19 protein-coding genes are annotated in these 22,084 nt (G+C 72.5%); 4 read left to right on the top strand and 15 right to left on the bottom strand.

Features of this window, described 5'->3' with window-relative positions:
* Positions 1–189: 189 nt before the first annotated feature.
* Both IG54_RS0122545 and IG54_RS0122540 read left to right on the top strand, forming a co-directional pair.
* Positions 190–1,380 (top strand): Cmx/CmrA family chloramphenicol efflux MFS transporter, encoded by a 1,191-nt coding sequence (locus IG54_RS0122545; protein ID WP_030787324.1) that lies wholly within the window; start codon positions 190–192, stop codon positions 1,378–1,380.
* A 35-nt stretch (positions 1,381–1,415) separates the two neighbouring features.
* The gene (locus IG54_RS0122540; protein WP_030787321.1) at positions 1,416–2,120 is read left to right on the top strand and encodes a DUF5995 family protein; all 705 of its coding nucleotides are present in this window, start codon (positions 1,416–1,418) and stop codon (positions 2,118–2,120) included.
* Positions 2,121–2,136: 16 nt separating this feature from the next.
* On the opposite strand, the gene IG54_RS0122535 is transcribed toward IG54_RS0122540, so the two are convergent.
* Together IG54_RS0122535 and IG54_RS0122530 are read right to left on the bottom strand one after the other, a co-directional pair.
* Entirely contained in the window at positions 2,137–3,828 is a 1,692-nt protein-coding gene (locus IG54_RS0122535) for a flavin monoamine oxidase family protein (protein WP_030787318.1), read from the bottom strand.
* A 50-nt stretch (positions 3,829–3,878) separates the two neighbouring features.
* Positions 3,879–4,676 (bottom strand): carbon-nitrogen hydrolase family protein, encoded by a 798-nt coding sequence (locus IG54_RS0122530; protein WP_030787316.1) that lies wholly within the window; start codon positions 4,674–4,676, stop codon positions 3,879–3,881.
* An 822-nt stretch (positions 4,677–5,498) separates the two neighbouring features.
* Between IG54_RS0122530 and IG54_RS0122525 the strand changes: the two genes are divergently transcribed.
* Positions 5,499–6,146: a hypothetical protein gene (locus IG54_RS0122525; protein ID WP_030787313.1), complete on the top strand. Its 648-nt coding sequence runs from the start codon at positions 5,499–5,501 to the stop codon at positions 6,144–6,146.
* A 197-nt stretch (positions 6,147–6,343) separates the two neighbouring features.
* On the opposite strand, the gene IG54_RS0122520 is transcribed toward IG54_RS0122525, so the two are convergent.
* From IG54_RS0122520 to fmt, 9 genes are all read right to left on the bottom strand, one after another.
* A complete protein-coding gene (locus IG54_RS0122520; protein WP_030787310.1) occupies positions 6,344–6,799 on the bottom strand; it encodes an Lrp/AsnC family transcriptional regulator in 456 nt (151 codons plus the stop codon).
* Between the two features lie 10 nt (positions 6,800–6,809).
* A complete protein-coding gene (locus IG54_RS0122515) occupies positions 6,810–8,279 on the bottom strand; it encodes an amino acid permease (protein ID WP_030787307.1) in 1,470 nt (489 codons plus the stop codon).
* Positions 8,280–8,637: 358 nt separating this feature from the next.
* Positions 8,638–10,080 carry a GuaB1 family IMP dehydrogenase-related protein gene (locus IG54_RS0122510; protein ID WP_030787302.1) on the bottom strand — a complete coding sequence of 481 codons (1,443 nt, stop codon included), beginning with the start codon at positions 10,078–10,080 and terminating at the stop codon, positions 8,638–8,640.
* A gap of 206 nt (positions 10,081–10,286) precedes the next feature.
* A complete protein-coding gene (locus IG54_RS0122505; protein ID WP_037897562.1) occupies positions 10,287–10,685 on the bottom strand; it encodes a barstar family protein in 399 nt (132 codons plus the stop codon).
* Complete coding sequence (locus IG54_RS0122500) at positions 10,685–11,074, bottom strand: ribonuclease domain-containing protein (RefSeq protein ID WP_030787295.1); 390 nt, start codon at positions 11,072–11,074, stop codon at positions 10,685–10,687. The genes IG54_RS0122505 and IG54_RS0122500 overlap by 1 nt, the downstream gene beginning before the upstream one ends.
* 98 nt (positions 11,075–11,172) lie before the next feature.
* Complete coding sequence (locus tag IG54_RS0122495; RefSeq protein ID WP_037897561.1) at positions 11,173–12,225, bottom strand: sugar-binding transcriptional regulator; 1,053 nt, start codon at positions 12,223–12,225, stop codon at positions 11,173–11,175.
* A gap of 78 nt (positions 12,226–12,303) precedes the next feature.
* The gene (rpe, locus tag IG54_RS0122490; RefSeq protein ID WP_030787287.1) at positions 12,304–12,999 is read right to left on the bottom strand and encodes a ribulose-phosphate 3-epimerase; all 696 of its coding nucleotides are present in this window, start codon (positions 12,997–12,999) and stop codon (positions 12,304–12,306) included.
* A 206-nt stretch (positions 13,000–13,205) separates the two neighbouring features.
* Positions 13,206–14,684, bottom strand: coding sequence for an RsmB/NOP family class I SAM-dependent RNA methyltransferase (locus IG54_RS0122485; protein WP_420712272.1), 1,479 nt, complete (start codon positions 14,682–14,684; stop codon positions 13,206–13,208).
* 33 nt (positions 14,685–14,717) lie between these two features.
* On the bottom strand, positions 14,718–15,662 hold the full coding sequence (gene fmt, locus IG54_RS0122480) for a methionyl-tRNA formyltransferase (protein ID WP_030787281.1): 945 nt from the start codon (positions 15,660–15,662) through the stop codon (positions 14,718–14,720).
* Between the two features lie 263 nt (positions 15,663–15,925).
* Between fmt and IG54_RS0122475 the strand changes: the two genes are divergently transcribed.
* On the top strand, positions 15,926–16,480 hold the full coding sequence (locus tag IG54_RS0122475) for a hypothetical protein (RefSeq protein ID WP_030787279.1): 555 nt from the start codon (positions 15,926–15,928) through the stop codon (positions 16,478–16,480).
* A 148-nt stretch (positions 16,481–16,628) separates the two neighbouring features.
* Here the strand turns inward: IG54_RS0122475 and IG54_RS0122465 are convergent, their stop codons facing one another.
* From IG54_RS0122465 to rpoZ, 4 genes are all read right to left on the bottom strand, one after another.
* Positions 16,629–18,809, bottom strand: coding sequence for a primosomal protein N' (locus IG54_RS0122465; protein ID WP_030787277.1), 2,181 nt, complete (start codon positions 18,807–18,809; stop codon positions 16,629–16,631).
* Positions 18,810–18,910: 101 nt separating this feature from the next.
* Positions 18,911–20,119, bottom strand: coding sequence for a methionine adenosyltransferase (gene metK / locus IG54_RS0122460; protein WP_030787274.1), 1,209 nt, complete (start codon positions 20,117–20,119; stop codon positions 18,911–18,913).
* A 360-nt stretch (positions 20,120–20,479) separates the two neighbouring features.
* Positions 20,480–21,724, bottom strand: coding sequence for a bifunctional phosphopantothenoylcysteine decarboxylase/phosphopantothenate--cysteine ligase CoaBC (gene coaBC / locus IG54_RS0122455; protein WP_051819801.1), 1,245 nt, complete (start codon positions 21,722–21,724; stop codon positions 20,480–20,482).
* Positions 21,725–21,781: 57 nt separating this feature from the next.
* Positions 21,782–22,054 carry a DNA-directed RNA polymerase subunit omega gene (rpoZ, locus tag IG54_RS0122450; protein WP_005319902.1) on the bottom strand — a complete coding sequence of 91 codons (273 nt, stop codon included), beginning with the start codon at positions 22,052–22,054 and terminating at the stop codon, positions 21,782–21,784.
* Between the last annotated feature and the right edge of the window lie 30 nt (positions 22,055–22,084).

Here is a 22,084-nt window from a genome sequence, read left to right as displayed (position 1 = left end):
CCGGTCGTCCGGTGGCTTCCCGTGCTGTCACGCTGACGCTCTTCGCCCGCTGCCCTCTCGCAGCCGACCGCTGCCCCACGCAGCCGTTCGCTGCTTCTCGCAGCCGTCCGCGGCCGTGGCACCACCGCCGGATCACCGCTCCCGTGTCCTGATCGTCATCGATCCACATCGTGGTTGCGGAGTTTCGCTGTGCCCTTTGCCCTCTACCTGCTCGGACTCGCCGTCTTCGCGCAAGGCACCTCCGAGTTCATGCTGTCCGGCCTGCTCTCGGACATCGCCCGGGACCTGGAGGTCTCGATCCCGTCCGCGGGCCATCTGACCTCGGCGTTCGCCGTGGGGATGATCGTCGGCGCGCCGCTGATGGCCGCTCTGAGCCGTCGCTTCTCGCGGCGGCGCGCGCTCCTGGCCTTCCTGATGACCTTTCTGCTCGTCCATGTCGTCGGCGCGCTCACCACGAGCTTCGCCGTGCTGCTCGCGACGCGCGTCGTGGGCGCCCTCGCCAACGCCGGGTTCCTCGCGGTCGCCCTGGTGACCGCCACGAGCATGGTCGAGCCGAACGCCAAGGGACGCGCCACCTCGGCGCTGCTCGGCGGCGTGACGGCCGCCTGTGTCGCGGGGGTGCCCGCGGGCGCGCTGCTCGGCCAGGTGTGGGGCTGGCGCTCGGCGTTCTGGGCCGTGGCCCTGGTGTCCGTGCCCGCTCTCGCCGCGATCGCGCGGGCCGTGCCGGCCGGGGCGCCGGACGCCACCGGGCCGAGCGCGCTCGGCGAACTGCGCGCGCTGCGCGGCCCCCGGCTCCTGCTGACGCTGCTGCTCGGCGCGCTGGTGAACGCCGCGACCTTCTGTACGTTCACCTACCTGGCCCCTGTGATCACCGAGGTCACCGGCCTCCGTCCGGCCTGGGTGCCGGTGGTGCTCGCCCTCTTCGGCATCGGCTCGTTCATCGGCGTCGGCGTGGGCGGTCGCCTCGCGGACGCTCGGCCCCTGCCCCTGCTGGTGTCCGGCTCACTGGCGCTGCTGGCCGGCTGGATCCTCTTCGCGGTGACCGCGGCCCACCCGGTGGCCGCGGTCGTGCTGGCCCTCGTCCAGGGCGCGCTGTCGTTCGGCGTCGGCTCCACGCTGGTCTCGCAGGCCCTCTACGCGGCGGACGGCGCGCCCAGTCTGGCGGGCGGCTTCGCCACGGCCGCGCTCAACACGGGCGCCGCGCTCGGCCCTTGGTCCGGCGGACTCGCGCTCTCCGCGGGGCTCGGCTACCGCTCACCGCTGTGGGTCAGCGCCCTCTTCGTGGCGCTGGCCCTGGCGGTCGGGGGCGCGGCACTCGTCCCGCGTCGCCGGGGGCGTGCGGCAGGGTCCCTCTTTTCGGGGAAGCGACCGGTGCGCTGACGTCCGGGACGGCCCGGTGCTGGGACCCTGCCCCCATGGCGCAGTTGGAGCGGTTCGCAGAGACCAGGGGCCCGCGGCGCGGGGTCGACGGTGTGGTGGCGCGGATGCGCGCGCTCGGCGACGACTGGCCGCCGCGCGACGGGGTGGCCGTCTTCAACCGCGTCTATCTCTCGGTCACCGAGGAGGTCCACCGGAGCATCGGCCTGGGCGCCTTCGCCGACACCCGGGCCGCGACCGCGCTCGGCGTACGGTTCGCCGAGCGCTATCTGGCGGCCGTCGACGCCGCGGCGGACGGGCGCAGGCCGCCCGCGTGCTGGCGCCCGCTCTTCCAGTACCGGCGCCATCCCGGCGTACGCCCCCTACAGTTCGCCCTCGCGGGCATCAACGCGCACATCGGCCACGATCTGGCGCTCGCCCTCGTGGACGCCTGCCGCACGCTCGGCTGCGAACCGGCCGACCTGGAGGACGAGTTCGACCGCGTGGGAGACATCCTCGTCACGCTGGAGGAGCGCATCCGCGAGGAGCTGATGCCCGGCCCCGACCTCCTCCAGATCGGCGATCCGCTGACGCACCTGGCGGGTTCCTGGAGCCTGGAGCGGGCCCGGGACGGCGCGTGGGCCGCGGCCCGCACCCTGTGGGCGCTGCGCGAACTGCCCGGCGTGGCGGAGGAGTTCGCGCAGCGACTCGACGGAGCGGTGGGCCTGGTGGGGCGCATCCTGCTCACCCCGCTCCCGGACTGAGCGCGAGCGCCCGGGGTCAGTCCTCCGGCAGCTCGACCGGCGCGATCTCGTCGTACACGTCCCCCGGGCCGGGGTTCGTGGTGTCCGAGGCGCCGCCGAAGTGGTGCATCACGCCCCATACGGCGTTCAGCGCGGTCTGGATCGCGCCCTCGGCCCAGCCCGCCGTCCAGGAGATGTCGTCGCCCGCGAGGAAGATGCCGCGCTTGTCCTCGGGGAGGCGGTCCTGCATGAAGTGGGTGAACAGGCGCCGCTGGTAGCGGTAGTGGCCCGGCAGGTTCGCCTTGAAGGCGCCCATGAAGTAGGGCTCGTTCTCCCACGAGACCGTCACCGGGTTGCCGATGATGTGGCTGCGGATGTCGACCTTCGGGTAGATCTCGCCGAGCGACTTGAGCATGACCTCCATGCGCTCGTTCGCCGACAGGGGCAGCCACTTCAGGCTGTCGTCGCACCAGGTGTAGGAGAGGCAGATGACGGCGGGCTTGTCCGGCCCGTCGTCGAGCAGGTAGGTGCCGCGCGTCATGCGGTCGGTGAGCGTCATCGACATGACGTCACGCCCGGTCTCCTCGTCCTTGTCCAGCCAGAACGGGCGGTCCACCGGCACGAAGAGCTTGGAGGACTCCATGTAGTGGGTGCGCTCCATCGCCGTCCAGTGGTCGATGGGGAAGAGCGAGTCGTCGCACTCGATCTTGGAGAGCAGCATCCACGACTGGGCGGTGAAGATCGCCGCCTGGTAGGTGCGGATGTCACCGGAGGCGTCCGTGACGGTGACGCGGTTCCCCGCGGTACGGGTCAGGCGGGTCACGGCGGGCCTGGGATCGCCCTCGTGCAGCGACTTCAGGGACGTACCGGGTGCCCAGTGCACGATCTTCTGCGGCTCGCGCTCCCACAGGCGCAGGGGCAGCTGCTGGCTGCCGCCGACGATGCCGCGGTGGTGGTCGTCGGCCTCGGTGTAGACGACGCGCAGGATCTCCAGGATGGAGTTCGGGAAGTCGGTGTCCCAGCCACCGGTGCCGAAGCCGACCTGGCCGAAGATCTCGCGGTGGCGGAAGGACTTGAAGGCCTCGGAGTCGCAGAGGAAGCCGTAGAAGGTCTGGTTGTCGAGCTTCTCGACGAGCTTCGACCAGATCTCGCGGATCTTCGGCACGTCCCGCTCGCGCAGGGCGCGGTTCATGTCGGAGAAGTCGGCGCCCTCCTCCAGGCAGTCGGCCCACGCCTTGGCCACGTCGCGGTAGACCTGCGGCAGGTCCGCGACGGTCTCGGCGTAGTGCGACTCGCCCTTGAGGTCCACGACCGTCGAGGGGGTCGTCTCGGCGAGGGGGTTGGGGAACGCCCTGGTCTTCAGGCCCACCAGGTCGATGTAGTGCTGGAGCGCCGTCGAGGACGGCGGGAAGCGCATCGCGCCCATCTCGGCGGTCAGGTCGCCGTCACAGCCCTCGAACCCGACGGTGCGCAGGCGCCCGCCGATCTGGTCGGCCTCGTACACGACGGGCTTGAGGCCCATCTTCATCAGCTCGTACGCGGCCACGATGCCCGACAGCCCGCCGCCGATGACGGCGACCTCGGTGCCGTGCTCGGTCGCGGGTATCTGGCCGAGGCCCGCGGGGTGCGCGAGGTAGTCGTCGTACGCGTAGGGGAAGTCCGGGCCGAACATGGTGATCGGCGGCTGGGCGTCGGTGTGCTGGATGGCGGTGGGCACCGTGGACGTCATGGGGTACGGACTCCTTGCACGGAACTGAAAAGTCAGGTGGGGGGCGGGGCTCAGACGAGGGACGCGTACAGGCCGGGGCGGCGGTCGCGCAGGTAGGGGTTGGTCTCGCGGGACGCGCTCAGGAAGTCCGGGTCGACGTCGCCGATGACCAGCTCGGTGCCGCGGCCCGCGCGGGCGCGCGCCACACCGTCGGGGCCGACCAGCGTGGAGAGCCCGACGAACTCGAACTCCCCTTCGGGGCCGACGCGGTTGACGTACGCGACGTACATCTGGTTCTCGAAGGCGCGCACCGGCACGACCGACTCGGCGACGAACTGGAAGGGGTGCATCTGCGCGGTGGGGACGACCAGCAGGTCGGTGCCCGCGAGGCCGTGCGCGCGGACGTTCTCCGGGAACTCCACGTCGTAGCAGATCATGAGGCCGATGCGTACGCCGCCCAGCTCGGCCTGCACGACGGGCTGCTCACCGGGGGTGAAGGCGTCGCGCTCGAAGCAGCCGAAGAGGTGGGTCTTGCGGTAGTTCGCGAGGCGGGTCCCGTCGGGGCCGATCAGCTGCACGGAGTTGTAGACCACCTCGCCCTCGCGCTCGGGGTAGCCGTACGCGACGCCGACCTGGTGGCGGACCGCGATCTCGGCGATGGCCTGCGCGGAGGCTCCGTCCGCGGGCTCCGCGAGGCGGGCCACGTCATCACCTATAGCGTACCCGGTGAGGAACAGCTCGGCCGCGACGAGCAGCCCCGCCCCCTGGGCGGCGGCACGGCCCGCGGCCTCGTCGAGCGCCGTGAGGTTCTCGGCGACGGATCCGAGCTGCCCGGAACTCTGGAGCAGGGCGGTGCGCAGCGCAGGCATGGCTGATCCTCAGGGCGTACGAAGGGGCAGGTGGGGTCCGTTAGACCGTACGGTCGGCGACCGCACCGGGACAAGGCTCGACCGTTGCGGGCAGCCGCACGATCTGTTGCGCGTGGCGGGCTCGGAGCGGCGATTCATTGCGCACGGGTCCGTGCGCCACGCGATGGGGGCCGGACACCTCGCGTGTCAGGGGCCGCGCGCCGCACTTCTCGGGGCCCGCGCGCCGCACGTCCCGGAGCCAGGGCGCGGCCCTCGGGAACCATTCACCGCACTTCGCGGGGGGGGCACGCGCCGCACTTCTCGGGGCCACGCGCCCCACCATCCGGGCCCGTACGCCTCATCACTCGGGCCCGCGCACCTCACCACCCGCGCCCGGCCGCCGTGCTCGTCCCTAACGAACTGCCCATGACCGCGCACGGCAAGCTGGACCGGCGCGCCCGCTTCTCGAGGGGCCGCGCACCTCACCACCCAGGCCCGTACGCCGCACTTCCCGGAGCCCGCGCCGCCCTCGGGGGCCGTGCACCGCACTTCTCGGGGGAACCACACGCCGCACTTCTCGGGGCCGCGCGCCCCACCATCCGGGCCCGCCACGCCTCACCCCCCAGGCCCGCGCACCTCACCACCCGCACCCATGCCCCTCACGTATCAGGCGCGTCAGCCCACAGGCGCAGGCCCGGCGCGGCTTCCCCCGCCATGCGGCGGAGACCGGGTGCCGCCCGTGGCCGGACGTGCCGGACCCCGCTTCCGCGAGAGCGTGGTCCCACCCAAGAGAGCGGGTGCCCGGAGAGACCGGGTGAACGCCTCGCAGACGGAGGGTTTGCCATGAGCCGTACGAACACCGACCGTTCCCTCAGCCGCCACCGCGCCTTGGCGGTGGGCGCCGCGCTCCTGATGACCGCGGGGGCGACCGGCGCGGCCGTCGCGTCCGACAAGGACGCCGCACGCACCGACAGGTCGGCCTCCGCGCCGCACAGCGCCGAGCGGGCCGAGAAGCGCGAGGCCGCGGCGCTGACCGGCTCGGCGAAGATGTACCGCAAGACCACGGAGGACGTGACGTTCACCTTCGACGCGCATCTGGCGGCGAGGAACAACGGCGACCCGGCGAAGGCGACCGGCACCTTCCGCTTCGTCCACCTCGACAGGCCGGGCGGCAAGGGCGGCTGGGCGAAGGGCCGCATCGACTGCCTGATGACGGGCGGCAAGGTCGCCACGACGACCGGCATCATCACCGACACGAACATCAAGGAGATCAAGGGCGGCCGGGTGGGCTTCACGGTCCACGACCTGGGCAGGACGGACCGCGTGGGCTACAGCTGGGCGGGCGTGGGCGGCCCCGACGGCACGAAGAACCTCCCCAAGTGCACCAGCTCGGCCCCGCACGAGAAGGTGCGGACGGGCACGGGCGACTTCCAGGTGCTCCCGTGGAAGGTCCCGTACCCGACGGGCGACCGCAGCCGCACCGGGAACTAGAAGCTGGAAGCCGGCCCGCCCTAGGGCGTGTCCGTAAAGTCCCGCCTGCGTCGCGACGCCCGGCACGCACTCTCGCCGCATCGGCCGAAAGCCCAAGTACGCCCAGTACGAGGGCCTCCGGCCGCCACGCCGAGAGCACGCACCGGACGCCGCGACGCCCGCCCTCCGGGCGAACGACGCGACTTTACGGACACGCCCTAGGCCGGGGACCCCGAGGAGAAGCGCCGCATCAACGGCGAGAGAACCAGAACGGACTTCGTCCGCTCGACGAACGGTTCCCCCGCGATCCGTTCGAGCACCCGCTCGAAATGCCGCATGTCCGCGGCGAAGATCTGGACGATCGCGTCCGCGTCCCCGGTGACGGTGGACGCGGACGCGACCTCCGGATAGCGCTCAAGCCCTCGCTTGATCGCCTCCGGCGAGGTGTTGCGGCGACAGTAGATCTCGATGAACCCCTCGGTCTCCCAGCCGAGAGCCGCGGGGTCCACCCGCACGGTGAACCCGGTGATGGCGCCCGTCGCCCGCAGCCTGTCCACGCGCCGCTTCACGGCGGGCGCGGAGAGTCCGACCAGCTGGCCGATGTCGGCGTAGGAGCGGCGGGCGTCCTCGGCGAGGGCGTGCACAATGCGTTCGTCGAGATCGTTCAGTCGCACGGGGGGTGGATCACTTCTCTGCTGTGGCCAATCGGGAGCGGCTCATGCCGTACAGGAAGTAGAACACGAGGCCGACGGCCATCCAGACACCGAAGACCGTCCAGGTGATGGAGTCGAGGCTGAACATGTTGTACGCGCAGAAGCCGAAGCCGAGCACCGGGAAGAGCCAGCCGAGCGGCACCCGGAAGGTGCGCGGCATGTCGGGGCGGGTGCGGCGCAGCACGATCACGGCGATGTTGACCAGGCCGAACGCGAAGAGCGTGCCGATGCTGGTGGCGTCGACGAGCTTGCCGAGCGGGACGACCGACGCGAGCGCGGCGCAGAACAGCGAGACGATGACGGTGTTCACGCGGGGCGTGCCGGTCTTCTTGCTGACCTTGCCGAACGCCTTGGGCACGAGGCCGTCGCGGGACATGGCGAACAGCACGCGGGTCTGGCCGTAGAGGACGGTCAGGACGACGGACGCGATGGAGATGACGGCGCCGGCGGCGAGCAGCGTGCCCCAGAAGCTCTGGCCGCTGACGTCGTTCATGATCGCGGCGAGCGTGGCCTCGGAGCCCTCGAAGTCCTTCCAGTTCCAGGCGCCGACGGCGACCGCGGCGACCAGGACGTACAGCGCCGTGACGATGATCAGCGACAGCATGATGGCGCGGGGCAGGTCGCGCTGCGGGTTCTTGGCCTCCTCACCGGCGGTGGAGGCGGCGTCGAAGCCGATGTACGAGAAGAAGAGGCTCGCGGCGGCGGCGCTGACGCCGGCCGTGCCGAGCGGCATGAAGTCGGAGTAGTTGCCGGACTTGAAGCCCATGAAGCCGATGGTGCAGAAGAGCACGAGCGCGGCGATCTTCACGATGACCATGACCGTGTTGGCCGTCGCCGACTCCTTGGCCCCGCCGAGCAGGAAGACCATGGCGAGCAGCACGACGATCAGGCCGGGCAGGTTGATGATCGCGCCGTCGACCTCACCGGGCGCCGCGGAGAGCGCGTCGGGGATGGTGACGCCGATGGTCCCGTCGAGCAGTTCGTTGAGGTACTCGCCCCAGCCGACCGCGACCGCGGCGACCGATACGCCGTACTCCAGGACCAGGCACCAGCCGCAGACCCAGGCGATGAGTTCACCCATCGTTGCGTACGCGTATGAGTACGAGGATCCCGCGACCGGTATGGAACCGGCCAGCTCGGCGTAGGAGAGGGCGGAGAAGAGGGCGGTGAGGCCGGCGATCACGAAGGAGATGGTGACGGCGGGCCCGGCCTTGGGGACGCTCTCGCCGAGGACGACGAAGATGCCGGTGCCGAGCGTGGCACCGATGCTGATCATGGTCAGCTGCCACATGCCGAGGGAGCGCCGGAGCGAGCCACCCTCGCCCTGGCCACCCTCCGCGACCAGGGCTTCGACGGGCTTGCGGCGCATGAGACGGCTGCCGAGGCCAGGGGCGCCCGGGGGGCTGGGGCGGTTCTGCGGGGGTGCGCCTTGGTCGAGCACGCGCTGGCTCCTTCATCGCTGCCGGTCAGGGCGGCGAGGGACCCGTGGCACCCGTGTCTGAAGACGGGACCCACCGAGCAGGCAGTCCCCGCCACACCACGTACAGCGCCTGACTCTAGAGTCCACGGTTCCCGACCGTAATGCAGCAACCTTGCGCACCAGCGGTGGATCATTGCGCTCTTCCGCCGCACGCGTCGGTTCGTTGCGCGGTCCGTTTCGTCCGTTGCGTTCCGCCCCGGAAACACGAAAGGCGGGCCGTGTCCCTCAAGGGGACACGGCCCGCCTTTCAGGGGCGCGGGGAACTGCACGACCAACCCTCACGACCCGCAGATCTCACGCGATCCGCACAGCGCAGCGACTAGCTCCAGCTGGCGTGCAGCGGCTTGCCCTCGGCGTATCCGGCGGCGCTCTGGACGCCGACCGTGGCCTTCTCGGCGAACTCCTCCAGGGAGGCCGCGCCCGCGTAGGTGCAGGAGGAGCGGACGCCCGCGATGATCGAGTCGATCAGGTCCTCGACGCCGGGCCGGGCCGGGTCGAGGAACATGCGGGAGGTCGAGATGCCCTCCTCGAAGAGCGCCTTGCGCGCACGGTCGTACGCGGACTCCTCGCTGGTGCGGTTGCGCACGGCACGCGCCGACGCCATGCCGAACGACTCCTTGTACAGGCGGCCGTTGGCGTCCTGCTGGAGGTCGCCCGGGGACTCGTACGTGCCCGCGAACCAGGAGCCGACCATCACGTTCGAAGCGCCGGCGGCCAGCGCCATGGCGACGTCACGCGGGTGGCGGACCCCGCCGTCGGCCCAGACGTGCTTGCCGAACTTCTTGGCCTCGGCGGCGCATTCGAGCACCGCGGAGAACTGCGGGCGGCCGACGCCGGTCATCATGCGCGTGGTGCACATGGCGCCGGGACCGACACCCACCTTGATGATGTCGGCACCGGCCTCGATGAGGTCCCTGACCCCCTCGGCGGCGACGATGTTGCCCGCGACGATCGGGACCTGCGGGTCGAGCGCGCGCACGGCCTTGACCGCGCTGATCATCGACTCCTGGTGGCCGTGGGCGGTGTCCACGACGAGCGTGTCGACGCCCGCGTCGAGGAGCTGCTTGGCCTTGCCCGCCACGTCGCCGTTGATGCCCACGGCGGCGGCGATGCGCAGGCCGCCGTTGGCGTCCACGGCCGGGGTGTAGAGGGTCGCGCGCAGGGCGCCCGTGCGGGTCAGGATGCCGGCGAGGCGGCCGTCCTTGTCCACGGCGGGGGCGTACCGGCGGTTGGCGTGGTCCAGCTTGTTGAACGCGTCGCGCGGGTCGATGTCCGCGTCCAGGAGCAGCAGGTCCTTGGACATGACCTCGGACAGCTGCGTGAAGCGGTCCACACCGGTCAGGTCGGTGTCGGTGACGACGCCCACGGGCTTCTGGTCGGCGTCGACCACGACACCGGCGTTGTGCGCGCGCTTGGGCAGCAGGGCGAGCGCGTCCGCGACGGTCTGCGAGGGGGCCAGGACGATCGGGGTGTCCAGGACGTGGTGGCGCGTCTTGACCCAGGAGACGACCTCGGTGACGACCTCGATCGGGATGTCCTGGGGGATGACGACGAGGCCGCCGCGGCGGGCGACGGTCTCGGCCATGCGGCGCCCGGCGATGGCGGTCATGTTGGCGACGACCAGCGGGATCGTCGTGCCCGTGCCGTCGGGCGAGGCGAGGTCGACGCCCTGGCGGGAGCCGACGGCGGAGCGCCTCGGGACCATGAAGACGTCGTCGTACGTCAGGTCGTACGCAGGCTGGATGTCATTGAGGAAACGCACGTGCTGCTCATCCCAGTCGATCAGAGGTGGCCCCCGGACAGTTAGGCCGAGGGAAAAGCACGTACTTCATTCTCCCATGCCGCCGGGGTTGTGCCGCCTGGGACGATCACCCAGGCAGGTCATGGGGGCGTTGGTCGGATCATCCAAGAGCCGTCCACGAGCCGTCCACGAGCCACCCGAGAGGCGACGCGAGCGGAACAGCCGGTTCAGCCCTCGCCACGCTCCGTGCCGACGGGCCCGAGCGCGAGGGCGATCTCCAGGCCGGTCTCCGCGCCCCGCCAGTGCTCGACCGCCGAGGAGAACACCTCCTGGGCGACCTCCCACTCCCCCGGCGCCTCCCGCGCGAACTCCTGCCATCCGGAGACGACGAGCAGCCGTCCACGCGCGCGGGGCGCCCACGACAGGTCGGTGAGGCAGTCGGCGAGCGCGTCCCAGTTCCGCCCGAACCAGTCGGGCAGCGCGAGGTCGCGGGCGCACCGCTCCATGAAGGCGGCCTTGTCCCGCACTCCGGCCAGGGAGAGCGCCGCGGTGGTCCAGCCGGCGCCGCGCGCGGCGTCGAGCACGGGGGCGAGGGGGTCGGGTGCGCTGTCTGTTCGGCCGGGCATTACCTCAGCACCGCCTTGAAGGACGCGTAGTGGTCGTCGGTGTAGTAGATCTCGCCGCCGCTCCCGGTGACGATCCGCCGGGCCCCGCGGTCCCGCTCGCCGGGGGTGCGGACGGTGTACTCCCGGTAGTAGCCGCGCTTCTGCCGGGGCAGCTCCCGCTCGAAGTTGCCGAAGACGCGGCCGTCCTTCTCGTACGGGAACGGGCCCCCGTCATCAATGCGCCGCAACGTCCGCCGCGCCTCGCCGGGCAGCCGGTCGGCCTGGACGGTGTCCATACCGCGGGCCCATGCGGGGGCGCTCGCCCCGGCGTCCGAGGAACACCCGGCCACCAGGACCGAGAGACAGACGAGCAACGCCCCCAACAGGCGGGGAACAACCCGGGTCACCATGCGAAAGACCCTGCCACAACGCCCCGTAAGGGGCGCGGGGCTGTGGCATTTGCGGCTCCGCCGCGCGGGCGCGACCAGCCCCCACGACCCGCGGACGCTCAGCTACCGTCCGGGTCGGCCCGATCCAGCGCGGGCCGAGGCGCAGCCCCAGCGACGAGCAGCTGATCGGCAGCTGCCGTGTCCGTCACCAGACTGGTGACAAGCCCGGACCGAAGCACCGCGTCAATGGCGGCAGCCTTCCGCTGCCCACCCGCGATGGCGACCACCTCGGGAATACGCCGCAGCCGGTCCGCTTCGACGGTGATGCACCGCTCCCCGAGATCCCGCCCGACCCGACGCCCCTCGGCGTCGAACAGGTGCGCGGACATCTCCGCGGCCACTCCCAGCGAGGCGTAATGCGCACGCTCCTCGTCGCTGAGCATGTCGTGGACGGTGGAGATACCCGGCTCCCAGGAGCCGATGGAGACCGCCGCGACCGTGACCTTGTCGAAGTACTCGAAGGCGCGGGCGATGCCGGTCTGGTTCCGCAGCGCCGCCGCGGTGGCCGGGTCGGGCAGCAGCATCGGCGCGTAGATGGGGTGGGCCTCGCCACCGGAGACCTGGGCGGCGCGGCGCACGGCCTCGACCGAGCCGCGCTCGGCGGTCCCCGCGTCGTAGACACCCGTCAACTGCACGACCGTGCACGGCGGCAGCTGGTCGAGCGCCGCCGCCATGTGGATCGTGGAGCGGCCCCAGGCGAGGCCGAGCACATCGCCCTCACTGACCAGCTCGCCGAGCAGGTCCGCCGCGACCTCGCCGAGGTTCTCGGGATCGGGCGAGTCCTCGATCTCGTCGGTGGGCGCCGGCGACTCGACGACGACGGCGTGCCGCAGGCCGTAGCGGGCGCGCAGTGCGTCCGAGCGCTCGGCGTCCAGCTCGGCCGGGACTCGGATCTCGATGCGTACGAGATCCCGCTCCAGGGCGGTCTCCAGGACCCGGGCCACCTTGAAGCGGCTCACGCCGAACTCCTCGGCGATCTGGATCTTGGACTTGCCCTCGAGGTAGAAGCGGCGGGCCATGGCCGCCGCCTGCACCAGCTCCGCGGGTCCCATCCGCATGGCTGACCGACCCGCCGACATGGCCGACACGGCGCTCTCCTCACTGCTGTTCACAAACTGGGTTCGCCGTTCATCCTTGCAGATCCGGCCTAGTTGATCAGCCCTGAGGGACTGCGTTCACGTTCCCGTGGCTCAGTGGTCGCACGCCCAGGCACTTGACGCGGTCTTTGCCGCCGCTTGGGCACGCAATGAACGTACCGCCTCCGCCGGATCCTCGGCGCCGTAGACCGCGGAACCCGCGACGAACACATCGGCGCCGGCCTCGGCGCAGCGCTCGATGGTGGAGGCCGAGACGCCGCCGTCGACCTGGAGCCAGAGCTGGAGTCCGTGCTTGCTGATCAGCTCACGGGTGCGGCGGATCTTGGGCAGCATGATGTCGAGGAACGCCTGGCCGCCGAAGCCCGGCTCGACCGTCATGATCAGCAGCATGTCCAGCTCGGGGAGCAGGTCCTCGTACGGCTCGATGGGCGTCGCCGGCTTCAGCGCCATGGAGGCGCGGGCGCCCTTGGCGCGGATCTCGCGGGCGAGGCGCACGGGGGCGGCGGCGGCCTCCGCGTGGAAGGTGACGGACCCCGCGCCCGCTTCGACGTACTGCGGAGCCCAGCGGTCCGGGTCCTCGATCATCAGGTGGCAGTCCAGCGGCGTGTCCGTCGCGCGGGCCAGCGACTCCACGATCGGCACGCCGAGGGTGAGGTTCGGGACGAAGTGGTTGTCCATCACGTCGACATGGAGCCAGTCGGCGCCCTCGGTGCCCGAAACGGACTTCGCCTCCTCGGCAAGACGGGCGAAGTCCGCGGACAGGATGCTGGGGTTAATCTGCACGGCCATGACCCAAGACTGCCATGCCCGGCGCGGATCGCCGACCGCGGTCCGGGCGACGGCCGCGGCGCCTGCCGCGACAGCACTCCGGGAGCCGGGCCCCGGGGCGCGCCAGACCCTTTGCCGCACCCCCACCCGGCTCCCCCGGTACCTACCAACTCCCTTTCCGCACCGCCGAGTTCACGATTCGAGTACGGCGGCCGCGCGCGGGCGGCTCAGGCGGTCCGCCTGATCAGCGCCAGATACATGGCGTCCGTCCCGTGCAGATGCGGCCACAGCTGGACGTCGGGGCCCTCGCCGAGCGCCGGGACGTCCGGCAGCAGCGGTCGCGCGTCGAGCAGTTCGGCGCCCCCGGTGTGCTTGAGGACGTCGTCGACGACCGCGCGGGTCTCGGCGAGGTGCGGTGAGCAGGTGGCGTAGCCGACGACGCCGCCGACGCGCACGGACTCCAACGCCGTGCGCAGCAGGCCGCGTTGGAGCGGGGCGAAACCTTCCAGGTCCTGCGGGCGGCGGCGCCAGCGGGCCTCCGGGCGGCGGCGCAGCGCGCCGAGCCCCGTGCAGGGCACGTCCATCAGGACCCGGTCGAAGGTGCCGGGGCGCCACGGCGGGCGGGTGCCGTCAGCGGCGATGACCTGGTACGGGCCGGGGTTGCCGGCGAGCGCCTGGGCGACCAGGCCGGCCCGGTGCGGCTGCTTCTCGGCGGCGAGCAGCGCGGCGCCCCGCTGAGCGGCGAGCCCGGCGAGCATGGCCGCCTTGCCGCCCGGCCCCGCGCAGCCGTCGAGCCACTTCTCGTCGGGTCCTTCGACCGGGGCGTTCGCCAGGGCGAGCGCGACGAGCTGGCTGCCCTCGTCCTGCACCCCCGCGCGGCCCTCGCGCACCGCGTCGACAAGGCCGGGCTCACCACCCTCACTGAGCCGCACGGCATACGGCGACCAGCGGCCCGGCAGCGCCGAGTCCTCCCCCACGGAGGCGAGCAGCTCATCGGCGGTGGCGCGGCCGGGCCGCGCCACCAGCGTGACCTCGGGGCGTTCGTTGTCGGCCTCAAGGAGATCCTCGATCCCGGCGCGGCCGCCGCCGAGGGCGTCCCACAGCGCCGAGACGACCCAGCGCGGGTGCGAGTGCACGATGGCGAGGTGGTCCTCGGGGTCCTCGTCGTAGGGCGGCGCGACCTTCTCCACCCAGCCGTCGAGGTCGTCCTGGGCGACCTTGCGCAGCACCGCGTTCACGAACTTGGCCCGCCCGTCGCCGAGCACCACGCGCGCCAGCTCGACCGAGGCGGAGACGGCGGCGTGCGTGGGGATGCGCGTGCCGAGCAGCTGATGCACGCCCAGATTGAGCACGTCGAGCACCGGCGGGTCGACCTCGCGCAGCGGCCGGTCGATGCAGGCCGCCACGATCGCGTCGTACGTGCCCTGGCGGCGCAGCGTGCCGTAGACCAGCTCGGTCGCGAGCGCCGCGTCCCGCGCGTCGAACTTCTCGGGCCCCTCCTTCTCCCTGGCCTTGCGCAGCAGGGGCGGCAGGACGAGGTTCGCGTACGCGTCACGCTCGTCCACCGCCCGCAGCGCCTCGAAGGCGAGGAAGCGGACGGGGTCCTTCTGGGGCCGACGATAGGGCTTGCCGGACTTCCCGGGCTTGCCTGACTTCACCGGCTTGCCGGAGGGCTTACGGGGAGGCCGGTTCGGCTGGTCGTTCAAAGGTGCTCCGCGGCTGGAATGAGTCGAACCCCATCAGCGTACGTCGCCGTCCCCCACGCGCTCGCCGGGGGCGATCCGCACCCCGCGCGCCCAGTCGGCGCCCCGCATCGGCTTCTTGCCCTGCGGCTGGACCCAGAGCAGCTCCACGGCGTGCGAGCCGGAACCGACGTACACGTTGTTCTTGGCGGCGGACAGCTCGCCGGGCGCGAGGTCGGTGCGGTCGGGCACGAGCGCCGCCTGAATGATCTTCAGCCGCTCGCCGCGGAAGACGGTCCACGCGCCGGGCGCGGGGGTGCAGCCGCGCACCACGCGGTCGACGCGCAGGGCGGGCGCGGCCCAGTCCACCTGGGCGTCCTCTACCGTGATCTTCGGGGCGAGGGTGACGCCGCCGGCGGGCTGCGGCACCGCCTTCAGGCTGCCGTCCTCGATGCCGTCCATGGTCGCGACGAGCAGCCCGGAGCCCGCGAAGGCGAGCCGGGTCAGCAGGTCACCGCTGGTGTCGGTGGGCCGCACCTCCTCCGTGACCGTGCCGTACACCGGCCCGGAGTCCAGCCCCTGCTCGATCAGGAACGTGGAGGCGCCGGTGATCTCGTCGCCCGCCATCACCGCGTGCTGCACGGGGGCCGCGCCGCGCCAGGCGGGCAGCAGCGAGAAGTGAAGATTGACCCAGCCGCGGGCCGGTACGTCGAGCGCGGCCTTGGGGAGCAGCGCGCCGTAGGCGACGACGGGGCAGCAGTCGGGCCCGATCTCCCGCAGCCGCGCCAGGAACTCCTCGTCGCGCGGCTTCGCGGGCTTCAGCACCTCGATGCCGGCCTCCTGCGCGCGCTCCGCGACCGGGCTCGCCACGAGCCTGCGGCCACGGCCCGCGGGCGCGTCCGGACGGGTGACGACGGCGGCCACCTCGTGCCGGCCGGAGGCGATCAGGGCGTCCAGGGCGGGGACGGCGACCTCAGGAGTGCCTGCGAAGACGAGCTTCACTGGGTGGTACCTCGGATCTCTGGTGGGAGCGACGGCAGCGCACCAGTCTATGGGCCGCTTCCGGGCCCCGCCCAGGACGGCCCTGCCGGTGACTCGCGTTGACGGCCCTGGGGGCGTACGAACTGACGCGCGCCCCGTGCATATGCGCATACGCCCCTGCACCGTGACCCCACACGAGCTAGCGCGTTGGTCAAGAAAGAGTTGACCACTATGGGCCGCCGATACGGCCCGATCCTTTTCACGCCGGTTCGAGAGGCTTGTTCATGGCCGACCACGCAACCCACGACGCCCAGGCACGGGCCAGCCTGCACCTCCTGGTGCGGGACATCGAGCGGGTCCGCCGGCAGGTGGACGCGCTGCGTACCCTCACCGCCCAGCTCGGCAACGTCTACCGCCCGCGCCGCTCCAGCCCCTCGGCGGGCTTCGTCGTCTACGGGCGGGCTCCCGCCCCGACCGTCCGCCTCGCCCAGGAACTGCGGGACAGCGTCGAGACGCTGGTCACCGCCGCGGTGGACTTCGACCGCTCGCTCGGGTTCTCGTGGGACGCGGTGGGCTCGGCCCTCGGGGTCACCAAGCAGGCCGTCCACCGCCGTTACGGCGCGCGGCGGGCCACCACGCAGGCGGCGGCCGAGGCGGAGCGCGCCACGGAGGCCCCGGTGCCGGCCGCGACCACCACGGCCACCCGCCCGGTCCCGGTCGGCGTCCCCCTGCCGTCCGTCCCCGCCGCCCGTGCGATGCCGACCCAGCCGACCGCGGGCAGCCCCGCCCTTCGCGACGACCCCAGGCCGCCCGCGCTGCCGGGCCCCCGCAACGGCTGAGAGCCCGTGTCCCGGCACGGGCTCCGATCCGCGCCGCTCCCTGCGACTGCCCCCTTCCGCCGCTCAGCTGCCCAGGCCAGGGGGCAGTCGCACGCCGGAGGGACATGCCGGCGTGAGGTGAGCCGGGCCCGGCCCCCGCCCGGCGCCGTCAGCCGATGTCCGGCGGATCCACGCGGATCCGTACCGCCTCCGCGCCGCCCTCCCGGGCCCCCTTGGCCCCCCGGGCCATCCGCGCGGCCTGCGCCGTCTTCAGGGAGGCGGCCAGCGCGGCGCCGCTGCCCGGGGGCACCCGGATCAGCACCCGCTCCCACTGCTCGCCGACAGGTGCCGCGCCGGGGCGTCGTGCGGGCCCCGGGCCCGCGTCCCGTACCGGCACGGGGCCCAGCACCACCGCGTCCGGCGGCAGTTCGGCACCGGCGAGGAACCCCGCGAGCGCTTCGGGCGGCCCGGAGACCGCCGCCATCCGCGAGACCGGCGGGAACCCCAGCTCGGCGCGCTCGGCCAGTTCCCGCACCGCGTGCCCCACGGGGTCCCACCGCACGAGCGCCTGCACGGGCCTCAGCGTCGGCTCGGCGACGACCACCACGGTGCCGCCCGCCCCTTGCGGACGTACGAGCGAGGCGGCCGCTATCCACCGCCGCAGCGCGTCCTCCCCCGCCCGCAGATCGGGCCGGCCGAGCATCGCCCACCCGTCGAGCAGCAGCGCCGCGGCGTAACCGCCCTCCGCGACGGGCTCCGCCCCCGGTGTGCTCACCACCAGCGCGGGCGCCCCCGGCACCGTGTCCAGCACCTGCTCGCGCCCCGAAGTGCGCACCGGAACGGCCGGAAACGCCCGCCCCAGCTCCTCGGCGGTCCGCCGCGCCCCCACCACCTGCGCCCGCAGCCGGAAACCGCCGCAGGAGCCGCAGTGCCACTCGGCCTCCGCCACCCCGCACCAGCCGCACCGCAGGGCCGCGCCGCCCTCCTGCGCCTCCAGCGGCCCGGCACACCTGCGGCACCGGGCGGGCTCCCTGCACCGCTCGCAGGCCAGCCTCGGCACATACCCGCGCCGCGGCACCTGCACCAGGACGGGCCCGTGCTTCAGCCCCTCCCTGACGGCCCGCCAGGCCAGCGTCGGCAGCCGCGCGGCCCGTGCCGCCTCGTCCCGGGCGAGATCCCCGTCGCCCACCGTGCGCACGAGCGGCGCGGCACCCCGCACCTGCTCGCGGTCGGCGACGAGGGGCGCCGCCCAGCCGGTCTCGACGAGCTGCGCGGCCTCGACCGTGCAACTCCAACCGCCCAGCAGGAAGCCGCACTTGTCCCGCGCGGCCCGCAGTTCGAGAACCTCCCGCACATGCGGGAAGGGCGCATGGTCGTCGCTGTGGTTGGGGTCCCCGTCGTCCCAGATGACGACGAGCCCCAGATCCCGTACCGGCGCGAACATGGCGGCCCGCGTCCCGACGACGGCCCGCACCGCCCCGCGCCGCACGGAGAGCCACTCCCGATAGCGCCGCTCCTGCCCGGCGTCGGCGGTCAGCAGTGCGTGCTGCCCCTCGCCGAGGAGCGCGGTGAGCGCGGCGTCCACGCGGGCGGCGGGCCGCCCGGTCGGTACGACGACGAGCGCGCCCCGCCCCGAGGCCAGCGTGGCCTGCACGGCGCGGGCGATCTCCTCGGCCCACTGCGGGCCGGGCAGCGCGGTCCACACCGCGCGGGGCGACCCGCCCGCCGCGAGCGCCCCGACGAAGTCCGCCCCGTGCCCGTACCGCCGCCAGGAGCCGGGATCGGGCGCGGCCGGTGGCGGCGGAGGGGTGGACGCCGCCCGGGACTCGGCGCGGCCGTGCCGGGGCGGGACCGCCAGCTGCAACACGTCGGCGAGGCTTCCCGCGTACCGGTCGGCGACCGCGCGGGCCAGCTCCAGGAGCCCGGAGTCGAGCACCGGCTCGGGGGACACGACCTGGGCCAGGGCGGCGAGCGGGCCGGTGTAGTCGGTCTCGGCGCACCGCTCGACGATGAACCCGTCGATCAGCCCGCCGCCCTCGCGCCGCCCCTCCCGCACATTGCGCGACCCGGCCCCGAACCGCACCCGGACCCGCACCCCGGGCTGGGCCACCTCGTCCAGTTCCTCGGGGACGGCGTAGTCGAAGTACCGGTCGAGGTGCAGCACGCCCTTGTCGACGAGGACCCGCGCCACCGGCAGCTCCTTGGCCAGCGCGGCCCCACGCCACGTCCGCGGCTTGGCCCGCGGCACCTTGGCCTTGCGCACACTGTCCCGGATCAGCGCGAGCTGCTCGGGCTCGGGCACCCCACCCCCGGCACCCTCGCCCGCACCTGAACCGTTCTCCCTGCTCACAGCAGCATTCCTACCAGACCGCTCTGACACCGCCGCGGAGTCGGCCGAGGCCCGGCACCCCGCGAGGGGTACCGGGCCTCAGAAGCCGAAGCGCCGGGGAACTACAGCCCCGCGGCCTTCCGCAGCGCCTCCACGCGGTCCGTGCGCTCCCACGTGAAGTCGGGGATCGCCCGGCCGAAGTGGCCGTACGCGGCGGTCTGCGCGTAGATCGGACGCAGCAGGTCGAGGTCGCGGATGATCGCGGCCGGGCGCAGGTCGAAGACCTCGCCGATGGCCGTCTCGATCTTGTCCGTGTCGACCGTGGCCGTGCCGAAGGTCTCCACGAACAGGCCCACCGGCTCGGCCTTGCCGATGGCGTACGCCACCTGGACCTCGCAGCGGGCCGCGAGACCGGCCGCCACGACGTTCTTGGCGACCCAGCGCATCGCGTACGCCGCGGAGCGGTCCACCTTCGACGGGTCCTTGCCCGAGAAGGCGCCGCCGCCGTGGCGGGCCATGCCGCCGTAGGTGTCGATGATGATCTTGCGGCCGGTCAGGCCGGCGTCGCCCATCGGGCCGCCGATCTCGAAGCGGCCGGTGGGGTTGACCAGCAGGCGGTAGCCCTCGGTGTCCAGCTTGATGCCGTCGTCGAGGAGCGCCTTCAGCTCGGCCTCGACCACGAACTCGCGGATGTCGGGGGCGAGCAGCGAGTCCAGGTCGATGTCGCTGGCGTGCTGCGAGGAGACCACCACGGTGTCGAGGCGGACGGCCTTGTCGCCGTCGTACTCGATGGTGACCTGGGTCTTGCCGTCGGGGCGCAGGTACGGAATGGTCCCGTTCTTGCGCACCTCGGACAGGCGCCGCGAGAGGCGGTGCGCGAGGTGGATCGGGAGCGGCATCAGCTCCGGCGTCTCGTCGCAGGCGTAGCCGAACATCAGGCCCTGGTCGCCCGCGCCCTGCTTGTCCAGCTCGTCCTCATCGCCCTCGACACGCTTCTCGTAGGCGGTGTCGACGCCCTGCGCGATGTCGGGCGACTGCGCGCCGATGGACACCGAGACACCGCAGGAGGCGCCGTCGAAGCCCTTCTTCGAGGAGTCGTAACCGATCTCGAGGATCTTGTCGCGCACCAGCTGCGCGATCGGCGCGTACGCCTTCGTCGTGACCTCGCCGGCCACGTGGACGAGGCCAGTGGTGATCAGCGTCTCCACGGCGACCCGGGACGTCGGGTCCTCCCGCAGAAGCGCGTCGAGAATGGTGTCGCTGATCTGGTCAGCGATCTTGTCGGGGTGACCTTCGGTCACAGACTCCGAGGTAAAGAGGCGCCGGGACACATCGCTCCCTGTGGTTGCAGCGGCTGCTGGCTGATCATTGGTGGACTGCCGGGGGCTGCGCCCGGCGTGGTCCGAGACCAGTTTATCGGTCACACTCGTCCGCCGGACCACATGTCTCGCCACTTGGGAGCCCTGTGACCTGCGGCACTGCATTGTGCGGTACGACGATCAGTCTCCACCAGAGGGTCTCGCACCCGTTTTTTGCAGGTTTGAGGCCCCTGGTGGGACGAAGATGACATTGAGCCCCGTCGGTGGAGACCCGGTCAAGTAACGCATCGCATTCTGGCCGAGTTCCGCCAGGAGACGAAAGGTGAAGTGAAAAAAGACGGAAGAAGACGGAACGGGACAGGCCGCCCGTGATCAGGAGAGCCGCGCCGCGACCAGGTCCCAGACGGTGTCCGCGAGCGCTTCCTTCGGGCCGTACGGCACCGGCGTCTCGCTGCCGTCCGCTCCCAGCACCACGGCCTCGTTCTCCTCGGAGCCGAAGGTCTTGCGCTCGCCGACCTCGTTGACGACCAGGAGGTCGCATCCCTTGCGGGCGAGCTTGGCCCGGCCGTTGGCGAGGACGTCGTCCGTCTCGGCCGCGAAGCCGACGACCACCTGGGCCGGACGCGGCCTGTCCCCCGCGATCTCGGCGAGGATGTCGGGGTTGCGGACCAGCGCGATGGGCGCCGGTTCCTGGCCGTCCTTCTTCTTGATCTTCCCTGCCGCGTACGTCTCCGGGCGGAAATCGGCCACGGCGGCCGCCATCACGACGGCGTCGGCGTCGGCGGCGGCCTTCAGGACGGCCTCGCGCAGCTGCACGGCGGTACCGACCGGCACGACATCGACACCGGCCGGGTCGGGCAGCGCGGCGTTCGCCGCGACGAGCGTGACGCGGGCGCCCCGCGCCGCCGCGCTGCGGGCGAGCGCGTAGCCCTGCTTGCCGGACGAGCGGTTGCCGAGGAAGCGGACCGGGTCCAGGGGCTCACGGGTCCCGCCGGCGCTGATCACGACGTGGCGCCCCGCGAGGTCCCGCGCCAGCCCGCCGCGCGCGAGGACACGGCGTACGACCTCGAACAGCTCGGCGGGGTCCGGGAAGCGGCCCTTGCCGGTGTCGACGCCGGTGAGCCGGCCGACGGCGGGCTCGATGACGAGCGCGCCGCGACGGCGCAGCGTGGCGACGTTCTCCTGGGTGGCCGGGTGCTCCCACATCTCCGTGTGCATGGCCGGGGCGAACACCACCGGACAGCGTGCCGTCAGGAGCGTGTTGGTGAGCAGGTCGTCGGCGAGGCCGTGGGCGGCCTTGGCGAGCATGTCGGCGGTGGCGGGAGCGACGATCACGAGGTCGGCCTCCTGGCCGATCCGGACGTGCGGCACCTCGTGGACGTCGGACCAGACCTCGGCCGAGACGGGGTGGCCGGACAGCGCGGACCAGGTCGCGGCACCGACGAAGTGCAGCGCCGACGCGGTCGGTACGACGCGCACGTCGTGGCCCGACTCGGTCAGCCGCCGCAGCAGCTCGCACGCCTTGTAGGCGGCGATGCCACCGCTGACCCCCAGGACTACCTTCGGCTTCTCGGCCACTGCCTCTGTCTCCCCGCACTCGGATGCGTACGACTCCATGACACACCACAGGCCCGGCAGCCGTGCTGCCGGGCCTGTGGTGAAGGTACGAACCGCTTACTGGGCCGGGCCCTCGATGGCCTCGGACGTCAGCAGGCCGGCGTTGATCTCGCGGAGCGCGATCGAGAGCGGCTTCTCGTGGACGTGGGTGTCCACCAGGGGACCGACGTACTCCAGGAGGCCCTCACCGAGCTGCGAGTAGTACGCGTTGATCTGGCGCGCGCGCTTGGCGGCGTAGATCACGAGGCTGTACTTCGAGTCGGTGGCTTCGAGCAGCTCATCAATCGGCGGGTTGATGATGCCCTCGGGCGCGGTGATGGAAGAGGACACTCTTCGCCTTCCGATGGGGTCAAGACCAGA

It is taken from the genome of Streptomyces sp. NRRL S-920 (assembly GCF_000717945.1).
GTDB lineage: Bacteria > Actinomycetota > Actinomycetes > Streptomycetales > Streptomycetaceae > Streptomyces > Streptomyces alboniger.
Note: the sequence above shows the minus strand (reverse complement) of the source record. Positions and strands in the feature narration are given on the sequence as shown.